This is a genomic window from Nocardioides dokdonensis FR1436, assembly GCF_001653335.1.
GTDB classification, from domain to species: domain Bacteria; phylum Actinomycetota; class Actinomycetes; order Propionibacteriales; family Nocardioidaceae; genus Nocardioides; species Nocardioides dokdonensis.
This window is the reverse complement of the sequence record NZ_CP015079.1, coordinates 1,533,418-1,548,242: the sequence shown is the minus strand read 5'-3', so window position 1 is coordinate 1,548,242 and position 14,825 is coordinate 1,533,418. Positions and strand designations below refer to the sequence as shown.

General features: G+C 71.7%; 13 protein-coding genes. 4 read left to right on the top strand and 9 right to left on the bottom strand.

Going from position 1 to position 14,825, the window contains the following annotated elements:
* Both treY and treZ read left to right on the top strand, forming a co-directional pair.
* On the top strand, positions 1–2,397 hold the full coding sequence (gene treY / locus I601_RS07330) for a malto-oligosyltrehalose synthase (protein WP_068107828.1): 2,397 nt from the start codon (positions 1–3) through the stop codon (positions 2,395–2,397).
* Positions 2,397–4,157, top strand: a complete 1,761-nt coding sequence (treZ, locus tag I601_RS07325; RefSeq protein ID WP_068107826.1) for a malto-oligosyltrehalose trehalohydrolase — start codon at positions 2,397–2,399, stop codon at positions 4,155–4,157. Before treY ends, treZ begins: the two co-directional genes overlap by 1 nt.
* A 7-nt stretch (positions 4,158–4,164) precedes the next feature.
* On the opposite strand, the gene I601_RS07320 is transcribed toward treZ, so the two are convergent.
* Positions 4,165–4,851, bottom strand: a complete 687-nt coding sequence (locus I601_RS07320) for a hypothetical protein (protein WP_157519951.1) — start codon at positions 4,849–4,851, stop codon at positions 4,165–4,167.
* Positions 4,852–5,057: 206 nt separating this feature from the next.
* On the opposite strand from I601_RS07320, the gene I601_RS07315 reads away from it, so the two are divergent.
* Positions 5,058–6,041: a hypothetical protein gene (locus I601_RS07315; RefSeq protein ID WP_068107823.1), complete on the top strand. Its 984-nt coding sequence runs from the start codon at positions 5,058–5,060 to the stop codon at positions 6,039–6,041.
* Between the two features lie 16 nt (positions 6,042–6,057).
* Here I601_RS07315 and I601_RS07310 read toward each other — a convergent pair whose 3' ends face one another.
* The 6 genes from I601_RS07310 to I601_RS07285 form a co-directional block, all read right to left on the bottom strand.
* Positions 6,058–6,804, bottom strand: coding sequence for a LolA-like protein (locus I601_RS07310; RefSeq protein ID WP_157519949.1), 747 nt, complete (start codon positions 6,802–6,804; stop codon positions 6,058–6,060).
* Between the two features lie 86 nt (positions 6,805–6,890).
* Positions 6,891–7,589, bottom strand: coding sequence for an NAD-dependent deacylase (locus I601_RS07305; protein WP_218917769.1), 699 nt, complete (start codon positions 7,587–7,589; stop codon positions 6,891–6,893).
* Between the two features lie 37 nt (positions 7,590–7,626).
* Positions 7,627–8,160: a DUF4333 domain-containing protein gene (locus I601_RS07300; protein ID WP_169834668.1), complete on the bottom strand. Its 534-nt coding sequence runs from the start codon at positions 8,158–8,160 to the stop codon at positions 7,627–7,629.
* A gap of 209 nt (positions 8,161–8,369) precedes the next feature.
* The gene (locus tag I601_RS07295) at positions 8,370–10,094 is read right to left on the bottom strand and encodes a carbohydrate-binding domain-containing protein (protein WP_068107815.1); all 1,725 of its coding nucleotides are present in this window, start codon (positions 10,092–10,094) and stop codon (positions 8,370–8,372) included.
* The gene (locus tag I601_RS07290; protein ID WP_068107813.1) at positions 10,091–10,885 is read right to left on the bottom strand and encodes a polyphosphate polymerase domain-containing protein; all 795 of its coding nucleotides are present in this window, start codon (positions 10,883–10,885) and stop codon (positions 10,091–10,093) included. The genes I601_RS07295 and I601_RS07290 overlap by 4 nt, the downstream gene beginning before the upstream one ends.
* Entirely contained in the window at positions 10,882–11,517 is a 636-nt protein-coding gene (locus tag I601_RS07285; RefSeq protein ID WP_068107811.1) for a DUF4956 domain-containing protein, read from the bottom strand. The genes I601_RS07290 and I601_RS07285 overlap by 4 nt, the downstream gene beginning before the upstream one ends.
* Before the next feature lie 228 nt (positions 11,518–11,745).
* On the opposite strand from I601_RS07285, the gene I601_RS07280 reads away from it, so the two are divergent.
* Positions 11,746–13,173 (top strand): APC family permease, encoded by a 1,428-nt coding sequence (locus I601_RS07280; RefSeq protein ID WP_068107809.1) that lies wholly within the window; start codon positions 11,746–11,748, stop codon positions 13,171–13,173.
* A 34-nt stretch (positions 13,174–13,207) separates the two neighbouring features.
* On the opposite strand, the gene I601_RS07275 is transcribed toward I601_RS07280, so the two are convergent.
* Positions 13,208–14,125, bottom strand: a complete 918-nt coding sequence (locus tag I601_RS07275; RefSeq protein WP_068107807.1) for a 1,4-dihydroxy-2-naphthoyl-CoA synthase — start codon at positions 14,123–14,125, stop codon at positions 13,208–13,210.
* 77 nt (positions 14,126–14,202) lie between these two features.
* Positions 14,203–14,808 (bottom strand): ACT domain-containing protein, encoded by a 606-nt coding sequence (locus tag I601_RS07270; RefSeq protein ID WP_068114525.1) that lies wholly within the window; start codon positions 14,806–14,808, stop codon positions 14,203–14,205.
* Positions 14,809–14,825 lie beyond the last annotated feature (17 nt).

The window sequence follows — 14,825 nt, the reverse complement described above, 5'->3', positions numbered from 1 at the left end:
GTGGAGCGGCGCCCCGACCACGGCCCCCGGCGGCCGGTCTCGACGTACCGCTTCCAGGTCAGCGCGGACCTCGACCTGTTCGAGGTCGCGCGCCGGCTGGAGTACGTCCACGACCTCGGCATCGACTGGGTCTACCTGTCGCCGCTGCTCGCGGCCGAGCCCGGCAGCACCCACGGCTACGACGTGGTGGCCCACGACCACCTCGACGTGTCCCGCGGCGGCGAGGAGGGCCTCGACGCGGTGCGTGCCGAGGCGCGGCGACTGGGGCTCGGTGTGCTCGTCGACATCGTGCCCAACCACGTCGGTGTCGCGACGCCGAGCGAGGACCCCTGGTGGTGGGAGGTGCTGCGCGACGGCCGCGACGCCGAGCACGCCGCGGCCTTCGACATCGACTGGGACACCGCGGACCAGCGGTTGCGCATCCCCGTCGTCGGCGACGACGACCTGCTGCCCGACGGCGGCGTGGACCACCTTCGCCTCGTCGAGGGCGAGCGGGGCCTGGAGCTGCACTACTGGGACCAGGCCTTCCCGGTCGCGCACGGCACCGCCGACGGGGTCGACGACGACCCGCAGGCGGTGCACGCGCGCCAGCACTACGAGCTCGTCGACTGGCACCGCGCCGACGACGCGCTGAACTACCGCCGCTTCTTCGCCGTCAACACCCTCGCCGCGGTGCGCGTCGAGGAGCCCGAGGTCTTCGACGACACCCACGTCGAGATCCGCCGCTGGTTCACCGAGGACCTCGTCGACGGCCTGCGCGTGGACCACCCCGACGGGCTGCGTGACCCCAAGGGCTACCTCGACGACCTGGCCCGCCTCACCGGTGGCGCGTACACGCTGGTCGAGAAGATCCTCGAGCCGGGCGAGGCGCTGCCGACGAGCTGGGCCACCGACGGCACCACCGGGTACGACGCCCTGGCCTGGATCGACCGGGTCCTCACCGACCCTGCCGGGCAGGCACCGCTCGACGCTCTCGAGGCCCGACTTCGGGGGCTGCCCGCGGGTGAGCGGGTCGACTACCCGGAGATGGTCCACGACCTCAAGCGCGAGGTGGCCGACGGCATCCTGCACAGCGAGGTGCTGCGCATCGTGCGCGATCTGCGTCGCGACGTGCCGGAGCGGGTGCCCTCGCGGACGGCCGACGCGGTCGCCGAGCTGATGGCCTGCTTCCCCGTGTACCGCTCCTACCTGCCCGAGGGCTCCGAGCACGTCGACCAGGCGTTCGCCGCCGCTCGATCGCGCCGCCCCGACCTGGCCGCCACCCTCGACACCATCGAGCCGTGGCTGCGCGACCCCTCGCTCGACGCCTGCCGACGCTTCCAGCAGACCAGCGGGATGGTGATGGCCAAGGGCGTGGAAGACTGCGCCTTCTACCGCTACTCCCGCCTGACCTCGCTCAACGAGGTCGGGGGCGACCCGCACGAGTTCGCGCTGGGCGTCGACGGGCTGCACGAGCACCTGGCGGCCCGCCAGCGGGACTGGCCGCACGCGATGACCACGCTGTCGACCCACGACACCAAGCGCGGCGAGGACGTGCGGGCCCGGATCACCACCCTGGCCGAGGTCCCCCACCGGTGGGAGCGGGCCCTCGACCAGCTGCTCGAGCTGGTGCCGCTGCCCGACCCGGGCTTCGCGTCGCTGCTGTGGCAGGCCGTGCTCGGCGCCTGGCCGGCGCTGCCCGACGACGCCGCTGTCGAGACCTGGCGCGAGCGCCTGCACGGCTACGCCGAGAAGGCGATGCGCGAGGCCGGCGACCACACCACCTGGACCGAGCCCGACGAGACCTACGAGGCCGCGGTGCACGCGGCCGTGGACGCCGTCATCGATGACGCCGGGGTCCGCAGCGTGCTGACAGGACTGCTCGCAGACGTCGTGGACGCGGGCTGGTCGAACGCGCTGGCCACCAAGCTGCTGGCGCTCACGATGCCGGGCGTCCCGGACGTCTACCAGGGCTCGGAGCTGTGGGAGCAGTCCCTCGTCGACCCCGACAACCGACGCCCCGTCGACCTCGACCTGCGGGCCCGGCTGCTGGCCGGGAGCGACGACCACCCGGTGGCGCCGTCCGGCGTCGACGACCCCGGCGCCGCCAAGCTGCACGTCACCGCGGCCGCGCTGCGGCTGCGCCGCGACCGGCCGGAGCTGTTCACCGGCTACGCGCCCGTGTCGGCGACCGGCGAGGCGGCCGAGCACGTGGTCGCCTTCGACCGTGGCGGAGCACTCACCGTCGCCACCCGGCTCCCGGTCGGCCTCGCAGATCGCGGCGGCTGGGGGGACACCCGGCTCGACCTGCCCACGGGCCGGTGGCGGGACACGCTCACGGGCGACGTCACTGACGGCGACCTGACGACCCTGCTGGCGACGTACCCCGTCGCGCTGCTGGTGAAGGAGGACGACTGATGGTCTCGACGCGATCCGACCGTGGCCGCTTCGACGTGTGGGCGCCGCGACCCGAACGGGTCCGGCTGCTGGTCGACGGCACGCAGGTCCCGATGCGCCGCGACGAGGACGGCTGGTGGACCCCCGAGGCGACCGTGCCCGACGGCGAGGTCGACTACGGCTACCTTCTCGACGACGACCCCGACCCGCGTCCCGACCCGCGCTCGCGCCGCCAGCCCGGAGGGGTGCACGAGCTGTCGCGCACCTACGACCCGGAGACCTTCTCCTGGACCGACCAGGGCTGGACCGGTCGCCAGCTGGCCGGGTCGGTGATCTACGAGATGCACGTCGGCACCTTTACCCCGGAGGGCACCCTCGACGCCGCGCTCGGGCGCCTCGACCACCTCGTCGACCTCGGGGTCGACCTGGTCGAGGTGCTGCCGGTCAACGCGTTCAACGGCACCCACAACTGGGGCTACGACGGCGTGGCCTGGTTCGCGGTCGCCGAGTCGTACGGCGGCCCCGAGGCCTACCAGCGCTTCGTCGACGGCTGCCACGCCAAGGGCCTGGGCGTGATCCAGGACGTGGTGCACAACCACCTCGGTCCCTCGGGCAACTACCTGCCGCTCTTCGCGCCGTACCTCAAGGACGGCCGCAACACCTGGGGCGACCTGGTCAACCTCGACGCCGAGGGCTCCGACGAGGTGCGCCGCTACATCCTCGACAACGTCGCGATGTGGCTCACCGACTACCACGTCGACGGGCTGCGCCTCGACGCCGTGCACGCACTGTCGGACTCCTCGGAGGTGCACCTGCTCGAGGAGATGGCGGTCGAGGTGGCGGCCCTGTCGGCCCACCAGCGACGGCCGCTGACCCTGATCGCGGAGTCCGACCTCAACGACCCGGTGATGTTCACGCCCCGCGAGGCGGGCGGTCACGGCCTCGACGCGCAGTGGAGCGACGACTACCACCACGCGGTGCACGTGGCGCTGAGCGGCGAGACGACCGGCTACTACGCCGACTTCGAACCGCTCACGGCGCTGAAGAAGGTGGTCGAGCGCGGGTTCTTCCACGACGGCACCTTCAGCTCCTTCCGCGACCGCGACCACGGGGTGCCGATCGACACCGAGCACACCGCCACCTGGCGCCTGGTCGTGTGCAGCCAGAACCACGACCAGGTCGGCAACCGCGCCGTCGGCGACCGGCTCTCCGACCCCGCCCCCGGCCACCTCGACGAGGACCAGCTGGGCTGCGCGGCGATGCTGACGCTGCTCGGTCCATACACGCCGATGCTCTTCCAGGGCGAGGAGTGGGCGGCCTCGACGCCGTTCCAGTTCTTCACCAGCCACCCCGAGCCCGAGCTGGGCACCGCCACCGCGGAGGGCAGGATCGCCGAGTTCGAGCAGATGGGCTGGGACCCGGCGGTGGTCCCGGATCCGCAGGACCCCGCGAGCTTCCAGCGATCGAAGCTCGACTGGGACGAGCCCGAGCACGGTCGGCACGCCCGCGTGCTGGCGCTCTACCGCGACCTCACGCGGCTGCGGCGCACCTGGCCCGAGCTCACCGACCCGTCGTTCGCGGCGACCACCTGCGACGTCGACGAGGCGGCCAGGCTGGTGGTGCTGCACCGCGGGCGGCTCCGCGTCGTGCTCAACCTCGGCACGGCGACCGTGCAGCCGGAGGTCGACGCCACGAGCGTGCTGGCCGCCACCGGGTCGGGCGCGGAGCTCACGGACGGGGTCCTCACCCTGCCGCCGCACGCCGGCGCCGTGGTCTGCTGACCCGGGCTCAGACCCCGGTGGTGAAGGGGCCCACGACCTGCTCGGGGTCGGGCCAGGAGATGCTCACCGGCTCGTCGATCTCGGAGAAGCGCACCTCGGCCCCGAGCTCGCGGTCGGTCAGCAGCAGCACGTGGTGGGGCGCGGTGCTGCGCACGTAGACCGCGCCGCTGCTCGAGCCCAGCACGACGACCTCGTCGCGGCCGATGGACGTGGTCCCGTCCACGGGCGGAGGCTCCTGCCCCTCCTCGAGCACGAGGCCGTCGGCGGCCAGGTCGAGGTCGCACAGCTGCGCCACCTCGGGCACCAGGTCGGCCCGGGCCGCGATCCAGCCGTCGTCGACCAGGCGCACCAGTCGCCGAGCCTTGCGCTGGGAGACCTCCGTCGACCAGAACGCCTCGTTGCCGCGCACCCACACCAGGTCGCCGTCGCTGAGCACCTCTGCAGCCAGGTCGTCACCCTCGAGCTCGCCGGAGCACCCCTCCTCGGCGACCACGAAGTCCGACATCACGTTCTCGTGGTCGATCCGGACCTCCGCCCGGACCCGGAAGGAGGTCACGTCGGCCATCGCCTCGGCGGCGGTGGCCAGCACCTCCTCGCCGTCCTGGTCGGCGAACGTCGAGGACCCGCAGCCGGTCATCGGCATCATCATCGCGACCGCCGCCGCCACCGCTCCACGAACCGTCCTGGGCTGCATCCGACCTCCCTCGTCCGTGCGGGCCGGCGCCCGCGCAGCCCGCATCCCACCACGACGCCGGGGCACGTCGCACGTCCGTGCCGCCCCACTCCAGGGTGGGTGCACCGACACCGACACCGACGGGTACGTCGAGGCCGTGCGCCTCGCCTGAGCCGCCGGGGCACGTCGGGGGCACGTCCGGCCACTCGGGGTGCCATCATGCGCCGGTGAAGCTCATCCGGGGTCTGCGTCGGCTCGTGTCCGTCCTGCTGGTGCTGGTCGCCGCCCTCGTGCTGCCGCTCGCGCTGAGCGCGGGCTGGCTCGCCGCCGTGGTCACCGACACCGACACCTACGTGGAGACCGTCGGGCCGCTGGCCGACGAGCCGGTCGTGCGCACCGCGCTCGCCGGTCGGATCGAGATGACGCTCATCGAGCAGGTCGACGTGCCGGGCCGCAGCAAGCGGCTCCAGGCTGTGATCGGCCGCAGCGCGCTCGCGCCGTACCTGCGCGACTCCAGGGACGAGGTGACTCCCGCCCTGACCCGCTACGTGGCTGACGCCGCCGAGCGGAGCGTCGACAGCGTCATGGAGTCATCGGTCTTCCCCGACCTGTGGCGCGAGAGCAACCGCAGCGCCCACGAGACGCTGCTCGCCCTGCTGGAGGAGTCCCCCGGCCGGAGCGTCACCCAGGTGAGCATCGACCTGCGACCCGTGCTCGACGCCGCCGCCGAGGGGCTGCGCGAGCAGGGCCTCCTAGGGTCCCGGCCCCCGGGGGGCAACACCGTCATGGCCATCACGGTGGCGAGCTCCGGGGAGCTCGACACCGCCCGCACCGTCTACCAGCGCATCGCGGCGGTGGGCTGGTGGCTCCCGGTCACCGTGGCCGCGCTGCTCGTCGTCGCGCTGGTCGTCTCACCGCTGCGTCGGCGCACCGTGGTGCTGATGGCCTCCCTCAGCCTGGCCACCGTCGGGCTGCTGGCGCTGCTGGTGCTCGCCGCGCGGTCACTGCTGGACACCGGCATCGACCCAGGCCAGGAGCGCGACGTCGTCCTCGTCGTGTGGGACGTGCTGGTCCGCAGCCTGTGGACGACCATCGCGGTGACCCTCACCGTCAGTGCCCTGCTGGTGCTGGTGCTGATGCTCGTGCCGCGGATCCGCTGGATGGACCGCGACACGGAGCAGGTCGGCACCTACACGACCGGAGCGCACTGACCTGCTGCGGCCGCCCTCAGGCGCCGAGCTCGTCGAGGTCGACGATCTCGTCGTCGGCGGGGGCGCTGGCCCCGACCTCCTCGTCGAAGCCGGAGAAGACGACCGAGCCGGGGTCCTCGCCCTCCGTCTTCTCGATGCGCAGCAGGTGGTGCGGCTCGTCGACGGCCACGAAGCCCGTCGACACCTCGCCGTCCTCGTCGGTGGAGACGACCGCGACGGCGCTGGTGCCGTCGACGTCGCTCGTCTCCCCGGTCTCGTACGTCGTGTCCTCGTCGCTGTCGTCGACGAGCTCGTCGAGCAGCTCGTCGAGGTCGCAGAACTCCGAGAACCCGTCGTCCTCGCCGAGCACCACCCAGCGACCGTCGACGAGGTCGATGATCTGGTCGGCCTGGCTGCCCGCCTGGGCCTGCCAGAACTCCTCGCTCGGGCGGAACCACGACTCGCCGCCCACGCTGAGGACCTCGGCCTCGGCGCCGTCGATGCCGATCGTGCCGGTGCAGTCGCCACTGGTGCTGGCGGCCAGCTCCAGGGAGATCTCCTGACCGTCCACCGTGAGGTCGCCCTGCACGCGCAGGCTCTCGAGGTCGCCCATCGCGTCACCGGCCGCGTCCCGGATCGCGGCGCCGTCCTGCTCCGCGAAGGCGGAGGCGGAGCCGGAGTCGCCGCCCGCGCCCGTGTCGCTGTCGCCGCCGCAGGCGACCAGGGACGCGCTCGTCGTCACCAGCACCGCTGCAGTCGCCGCTCGTCGTGTCCAGCTCGTCATCTCGGGGCCCTCTCGTCGTGTGGAGCCCCGATCACACCACGACCCCGGGGCCGTCGCGGACGAACTCGCGGCGGCGGGACGCCGGATCAGGCCAGGCGCCCGGCCAGCAGCTCGTCCACCCAGCGCGGCACCAGCTCGCCGGCGCGGCCCTGGTGGGACTCGTGGAACCACATCGACCCTTCGGAGGGCTCGAGGTTCAGCTCGATGGTGCGGGCCCCGGACCGGCGCGCGTGCTGGACGAACCCGGCGGCGGGGTAGACCGCGCCCGACGTACCGATCGAGACGAAGGTGTGGGCGCTGCCCAGCACGTGCAGGATGCGGTCCATCTCGTAGGGGATCTCGCCGAACCAGACGACGTCGGGGCGCAGCTCGGTGTGCCCGCAACCGGGGCAGGGCGGGTGGTCGACGAGCTCGCGGGTCCACGGCACCCGTCCCTCGCACACCCGGCACAGGGCCGAGAGCAGCTGGCCGTGCATGTGCACGACGTGGCGCGAGCCCGCCCGCTCGTGCAGGTCGTCGATGTTCTGGGTGACCACCAGCAGGTCCTCGCCGAGCACCTCCTCGAGCCGGACCAGCGCGTGGTGGGCGGCGTTGGGCTCGACCCGGGCCAGCGCGGCGCGTCGCTCGTCGTAGAAGCGCAGCACCCGCGTCGGCGCCATGTCGTAGGCCTCCGGGGTGGCGACGTCCTCGACGCGGTGGCCCTCCCACAGCCCGTCGGCGTCGCGGAAGGTCGGCACCCCGCTCTCGGCGGAGATGCCAGCACCGGTCAGCACGACGACACTCACGTCGCACAGGGTAGACGCGGCGGCACCGCCGCCGGTGTCAGGACGCCACGTCGAGATCGAAGTTGACCGTCAGCCCGTCCACGGTGGTGGTGGTGACCTCGATCGTGGCGTCGCCGTCGGAGCTGGACGTCACCTCGCACGTGGTCGTCTCACCCTGCTCGCCGAGGAGCTCGCCGGCGCAGGTCGCGGTGTCGACGACGATGCCCTGCTCGGTGTAGAACCGCTCGACCGCGTCGGCGACGTCCTCGGCCGCGATGAACAGCAGCTGGTCGAACTCGACCTCGTCGCCCTGGACGTCGGTGACGGTCAGCCGGACCCCGGTGCGGCTGCCGTCCGCGGTGTAGGTGATGACGCAGTCCTGCGTGGCGTCCGGCTCGGCCTCGAGCTCTCCCCCGCAGTCCACCTCGACCTGGTCCTTGTCGGCGCCGCTGACGTTGCCCGCCACCTCGGTCTCGAGGCGCTCCTGGCTGATGCCGTCGGGGCCGCCGACCGAGATCTCCCCGCTGCACGCGGCAAGGAGCCCGGCCAGGGCCAGGACCGGCGCAGCGAGCAGGACGGGACGAGCAGGCATGGACGACGACATGGGGCCTCGCTGAGCCAGGGGCACGCACGACGGCGCCCGGAGGAGGACCAGCGTGCTCCTGCAGCCGCCTGCCGGCGCGGGTTTCCCGAATTCTTGTCCCCCGGGGCCGCACCAGTGCCGCCGGCCACGACGCGGTGGTCACGGACGACAGTCGAGGGCCCCGCTGGGGTGCGGGGCGCGACGATCGTGCCTGGTCATCACGACTGGCTCGCGGCGACGGTTCCGATGTTGCTGCCTTCGGACGCCGTGCCGTCCAGCACCAGCCATCCGGTGGCCGTCCCGGTGATCTCGCCGCCGACCGAGATCGTGTAGTCGGCTCCCTCCTCGAGAACGCCGGAGGAGTAGATGTAGGAGCTCGAGGCCTTCGCGGTGGTGAAGGACGCGATCTGTGCTCCGTCCTCGGCGGCGATGGTGATGACTGTGCCCGCCGGCACGGTGCCGCTGAAGGTGAGGGCGAGGGTCGCCTGGGAGGAGTCCTCTCCGGGCGCGACCGCCATGGTGGTCATGCCGTTCGCTGCGAGCGTTCCACCGGAGATGGTGAAAGCGTCGTCCACGTCGATGGCGCCCTGACGCACGTTCTCGGTGCTCGAGACGACCAGGGTGCCACCCGTCATGTCCATCGAGCCGTTGACGTCCACGCCGTCGCTGGTCGTGCCGACGACGTACGTGCCGCCGCTGAGCTCCAGGACCCGGGTGCCGTTGTCGCCCTCGGCGGGTCCGCCGAAGCCGGTGCCCTCCATGGCGGACACGGTCAGCGAGTCGAGGTCGTCGACCGACGCATCCCCGGCCGGTGGGCCACCCTCGGGACCTCCGCCTGCGGCCTCATCGGGCTGGGCAGCCGCGTCGTCGGTCGTCGCGGTGGTCTCCTCCGCGAGTGCTTCTGCGCCGCCGGAGACGTTGATCCCGTCATCGCTGGCGACCACGGAGACATCACCGCCGGACAGGTACATGTATGCACCTTCGATGCCCTCGACGCTCTCGGTGATGTCCACCGTGCCACCGTCGATGCGCAGCACGTTGTCGGAGTGGATGCCGTCGTCGCCTGCCGCGATCGTCAGGTCACCGTCGAGCACCGTGACCTGGCGGGCTGCGTCCATCGCGTCCGAGGCGGACGTCAGGTCCAGCGTCCCGCCATCGATCCAGATGACGCCCACGGCCGCGTCCGGCTCATCGGCGACCGACTCGTTGTCGGAGCGCAGCGCGTCGCCCTCGACGTCGGCCGTCAGGCTGCCGCCCGAGATCACCAGGTGGTCCTTCCCGCGCACGCCGTCGTCGGCCGCCGTGACCGCGACGTCTCCGCCGGCCATCACGAGGGTGTCCTTGGAAGTGATCGCATCGGCGGCGTGCGCCGTGACTGACAGGGCGCCCTCACCGGTGAGGAACAGGTCGGCGGAGGAGAACAGGGTGGCGTTGGGAGCGTCCTCGGCCGTCTCGTCCACGGCGGCTCCCGCGGTGTCCGCGAGCACGTTGGTGCTGCCGTCCGCGAGCGAGATGACCACCTGATCAGCCTCGACCACGTTGATGGCGGCCACGTCCGCGGCAGTGATGTCGACGCCGTCGAGCACGAGGTCGACCACGGCATCGGGTGCGTCGATGACGACCGAGCCGGAGGTCAGCGTGCCGGTGAGGCGGTAGGTGCCGGCCTCGTCGATGGTGACGGTGTCCCCGTCGACGCGCGCGCCGCTGCCGGCCTCGGACTCCCCGTCGACCAGGGTGATGTCGACGGCGTCGGCGGTGTCGAAGGACAGGTCCGCCTCGTCGATGTCCAGATCGGCGTAGCTCAGCTCGGCGACGGGGGAGCTCACCGAGGAGGTGTTGGCAGCGACCTCGGAGGTGTCGCCGGTGCCGGCGCTGCAGCCGCTGAAGACCAGCGTGGCGGCCAGGGCGAGACCGGCGAGGAGGGTGGAGGGGCGCTTGTTCATCTCAGGCCTTTCCAGGCTGCCGCGGCGGGCGCGGCGGCGGCGGGCAGGTAGCGGCGGATGGACCGTGACCACCTGTTCGAGGGAAGTTCGGGGCGCATCGCTGCGAGCGACGTGCAGTACTTGCTGAAGCGGGCCGGGCGAATGCCTCTCGCCCACAGCGCGCGGTCGACGGCACCGGCCCCGCCGGCCGACTTGGTCTCGACGATCAGCAGGTCGCCGTAGTCCAGGTGCCGGCCCCGGACCTCGGCTGCTACGACGTGACGGTCCACGGTGACCCGCGCGTCGGCCGCCACGAGCGTCACGCGCTCGTACGACGTGGTCAGCACCTCGGTGAGGCGGTGGGCCTGGGCGCCGATCCGTTCGAACCCGCTGACGAAGACGGCGGCGCCGGCGGGCAGGCGGCTCGCGTCCGGTAGCGCGTCCTCCTCGAGCCACTGCCGGCTCTTCGCCGTGGCGCCGGACGGTGAGCGCATCTTCACCTCGACCGCGCTCGAGCCGGTGTCCAGGTAGTGCCTGGTGCGCACCTTGTAGCGGCGCGGACGGCTGCGGGCCGCGTCGCGGTAGCTGTCCAGCTCGGAGGTGTCGTAGTACGTGGAGGAGTACCGGAAGCTGCGGCGGCCGTCGATCTGGAGCACGCTCGGCTCGCTGTCCAGCGCGGCGAGCACGATGCCCCACGTCTCGGGCTGCACGACGTACTTGCGGTCGACCCTGGTCTGCAGGGCGGCCTGGTCATCCACCTCGTCGAGCGTGAGGGCGGGCAACGCCCGCACCGTGTCCATCCAGGCCGTCATCGGACACGCGTTGACGTGGCGAGGGCGGTGACGTCGTGGGCAGCCGGTCCCATGCGGGCATCCGGGGAGTTCTCGACGGCTCGGCCGGCACTCGGCAGGGTGAACCTGACGTCACACACCGTGCTCTCGGAGATCAGGTCCACCTTGCGCAGCGTCACGCGGTCGATGCGGGCACCGAGGAGGGTGCCGAGCATGTCGCGCGCCGCCGCCTCGTCGGTCACGGCACGGTCCAGGACCATGGTCTGCTGGCGGGTCCGGGGGAACAGCGCCGGGCTGTCGCCGACGGCGATGACGCCCAGCAGCACGGCCATCAGCGTGAAGCTCACGTACGGCGAGATCGAGGGGAACCCTCCCAGCAGACCGAGTGCGATCGCGGTGAAGTAGTACGCGATCTCGGCGTGGTCCATCTCCGTGGAGCGCAGCCGGATGATCGACAGCACAGCGAAGATGCCGAGCCCGAAGCCGAGCGACAGCTCCGCCGTGGCCATCGCGTACGTGACCCCCATGACGCCCACGTTGATCGACAGGAACGCGACGATCAGGTCACGGCGGCGATGGCGCGGGAAGTACAGCGTGAAGACCATGAGACCGATGGCCACGAGATCGGCGGCGATGAAGGCGAAGACAGACATGAGAGTCCTTTGACGTGCTGGGGAGGAGTGGTGCGCTTGGTGAACCCCATGTGACACCTCGGACGTGGGAAGACGCTGTGTTCCCGATGTGCGCCACGTGTGAGGGGTCCTCCGCGAGCCCGTGGCCCCTGGAGGGCGGGCCAGGACGGCGAGGGCCACGCGGACTCCCGTGAATCGGCGACGCCAGAACGCTTCGTGAGCCGGCTCGACGAGGTTAGAGTCGCGGGCGTGGGGCACACGGATTCCGCTGACAGCAACTTCACCCGGGTCCTCGGACGCTGGGACGTCCTGGCGGTCGCCTTCGGGGCGATGATCGGCTTCGGCTGGATCGTCCTGACCGGTGGCTTCCTGCAGGACGCAGGGACTCTCGGAGCCGCTCTCGCCTTCGTGGTCGGCGGCATCATCATGGCGCTGGTGGGGCTCACCTACGCGGAGCTGGTCTCGGCGATGCCCCAGGCCGGTGGTGAGCACAACTACGTGCTGCGAGGGCTCGGCTCACGCTCTGCCTTCGTGTGCTCGTGGAGCCTCGTGCTCGGCTACATCTCCGTGGTCGCGTTCGAGGCGGTGGCGCTGCCCCAGACGGTGCTGTTCCTCGCACCCGACATGCTCGCCGGGAAGCTGTGGACGGTGGCCGGCTACGAGGTGTACGCCTCCTGGGTGGCGGTCGGGGTGGTCGGTGCCCTCGTGATCACCGCGCTGAACTACGTGGGGGTTCGGCCGGCCGCCGTCTTCCAGACGTTCGCGGTCGCGTTCCTCCTCGTCGTAGGTGCGTTGCTGGTGTTCGGGTCGTTCATCGGCGGCGACACCGACAACATGACCCCCCTGTTCAACGACGGCGCCGGGGGTGTCCTCGCGGTGCTGGTCGCGGTGCCGTTCCTCTTCGTGGGCTTCGACGTGATCCCGCAGTCGGCGGAGGAGATCAACCTCCCGTTCAAGCAGATCGGCAAGCTCGTGGTCGTCTCGGTCCTTGCTGCGGCGAGCTTCTACGTCCTGGTGATGCTCACTGTCGGGTCGTCGCTGCCCATGGACGTGCTCGCTGGGTCCGAGCTCTCCGCGGCCGACGGGATGGCCGCCCTCTGGAGCAGCGAGACCATGGGCGACGTCCTGGTGGTCGGCGGTATCGCCGGCATCCTGACCAGCTGGAACGGCTTCATGATCGGGGCGAGCCGGCTGCTCTACGCGATGGCGACCTCCGGGATGGTGCCGAGCTGGTTCGGCAAGATGCACCCCAGCTACCGGACGCCCAGCAACGCGATCCTGTTCGTCGGGGGGCTCTCGATCGTGGCGCCCCTGTTCGGCCGTCAGATGCTGGTCTGGCTGGTCGATGCCGGCGGGTTCGTGATCGTCATCGCCTTCTTCTTCGTGACCGTCACGTTCGTCCTCCTGCGTTCCCGCGAGCCCGAGATGGAGCGGCCGTTCCGGGTGAGCGGCGGCTCCGGCGTCGGGGTGGCCGCCGCCGTACTCACCTTCGGACTGGGCATCCTGTTCATGCCGGGGATGCCGGCCGCCCTGGTCTGGCCCTACGAGTGGCTCATCCTCATCGTCTGGTGGGGAGCCGGTGCGGTGCTGATGCTCCGGCTGCCCCGGGTCGGGCCGGGTCCGGATGCCGAGCGCCAGCTCGTCGAGGCCGTTCGGACGCGGAGCTCGCGCGACTGAGCATGCCCGGCAGACCTGGCCCGAACACGCCGGGTCAGTAGTACCAGGGGTACTCGGACCAGTCCGGGTCGCGCTTCTCGAGGAACTGGTCGCGCCCCTCGGCGGCCTCGTCGGTCATGTAGGCCAGGCGAGTGGTCTCGCCGGCGAAGAGCTGCTGGCCGACCAGGCCGTCGTCGATGGCGTTGAAGGAGTACTTGAGCATCCGCTGCGCGGTGGGGCTCTTGCCGTTGACGAGGCGACCCCACTCCAGGGCGACCGTCTCGAGCTCGGCGTGCGGGACGGCCTGGTTGACCGCACCCATCGCCACCGCCTCGGCGGCGGAGTACTCGGCGCCGAGGAAGAAGATCTCGCGGGCCTTCTTCTGGCCCACCTGACGGGCCAGGTACGCCGACCCGAAGCCGCCGTCGAAGGAGCCGACGTCGGCGTCGGTCTGCTTGAAGCGCGCCTCCTCGGCGCTGGCCAGGGTCAGGTCGCACACCACGTGCAGCGAGTGCCCGCCGCCGGCGGCCCAGCCGGGCACCACGGCGATGACGACCTTGGGCATGAAGCGGATCAGCCGCTGCACCTCGAGGATGTGCAGCCGCCCGAGACGGGCCTTGTCGACGGTCTCGGCGCTCTCGCCCTCGGCGTACTGGTAGCCGGCGCGGCCGCGGATGCGCTGGTCGCCGCCGGTGCAGAAGGCCCACTTGCCGTGCCGCTCGCCCGGGCCGTTGCCGGTCAGCAGCACGCAGCCGACGTCGCTGGAGGTGCGGGCGTGCTCGAGCACCCGCAGCAGCTCGTCGACCGTGTGCGGGCGGAACGCGTTGAGCACGTCGGGCCGGTCGAAGGCCACCCGGACGGTGCCGTGGGCGCGGGCCCGGTGGTAGGTCAGGTCGGTCAGGTCCTCGAAGCCGGGGACGACGTACCAGGCCTCGGCGTCGAAGATCTCCGACACTGCGTCGATGGCGCTCATGGCGAGCAGGCTATCGACCCGCCCCGGCCTCCGGTCCAGGGCCGTCTCCTCAGGGCCGTCTCCTCAGGGCCGTCTCCTCAGGGCCGGGCGATCCCGACGGCCAGTGCGCACAGGTGTCCTGCGCGGGCCAGCTCGGAGTCCAGGAACTCGGGGCCGCCCCGACGGCCGAGCAGGACCACCTCGTTGCCGGTCAGGTAGGCGGCGACGTAGACGTTGTTGTCGTCGCCGTCGATCTCGATGCGCTTGGTGCGCACCACCTCGACGAACGGGAGCTCCGAGGGTGCGGCGTCGGTGGCGTGCACGATGCCCTGCACCCGGTGCACGCGCGCCGCCCAGTCGGCGCGGAAGGTCAGCGGCAGCAGGTCGATGAGACGGTCCAGCGCCTGGGCGGGGTTGGCGGTGAGCTCCTCCACGGCCTCGAGGTCGAGGAAGAGCTGGCCGCCGGCGGCGTACCGGCTGATCCACACGACCCGGACCCCGGGCAGCGCGTGGCAGGCGGTGACGATGGCGTCGGGCATGGTGCCCGGCTCGAGCTCGAGCAGCACGTCGTCGATCGCCGAGCCGTCGATCTTCTCGATGATCTCGATGGCCTCGATGTCGCCGCCCGCCTCACCGATGCTGGTCGCCAGGCGCCCCAGGGAGCCAGGGACGTCGGGCAGCTCGACACGCAGCAGGAAGGACACGCCCACGACAGTAGTCG

What these genes read in the sequence shown, in the direction of transcription:
- treZ (WP_068107826.1), top strand. Translation starts at nt 2,397, where the DNA reads ATGGTCTCGACGCGATCCGACCGTGGCCGCTTCGACGTGTGGGCGCCG.
- I601_RS07320 (WP_157519951.1), bottom strand. Translation starts at nt 4,851, where the DNA reads ATGCAGCCCAGGACGGTTCGTGGAGCGGTGGCGGCGGCGGTCGCGATG.
- I601_RS07310 (WP_157519949.1), bottom strand. Translation starts at nt 6,804, where the DNA reads ATGACGAGCTGGACACGACGAGCGGCGACTGCAGCGGTGCTGGTGACG.
- I601_RS07300 (WP_169834668.1), bottom strand. Translation starts at nt 8,160, where the DNA reads ATGCCTGCTCGTCCCGTCCTGCTCGCTGCGCCGGTCCTGGCCCTGGCC.
- I601_RS07295 (WP_068107815.1), bottom strand. Translation starts at nt 10,094, where the DNA reads ATGAACAAGCGCCCCTCCACCCTCCTCGCCGGTCTCGCCCTGGCCGCC.
- I601_RS07290 (WP_068107813.1), bottom strand. Translation starts at nt 10,885, where the DNA reads ATGACGGCCTGGATGGACACGGTGCGGGCGTTGCCCGCCCTCACGCTC.
- I601_RS07285 (WP_068107811.1), bottom strand. Translation starts at nt 11,517, where the DNA reads ATGTCTGTCTTCGCCTTCATCGCCGCCGATCTCGTGGCCATCGGTCTC.
- I601_RS07275 (WP_068107807.1), bottom strand. Translation starts at nt 14,125, where the DNA reads ATGAGCGCCATCGACGCAGTGTCGGAGATCTTCGACGCCGAGGCCTGG.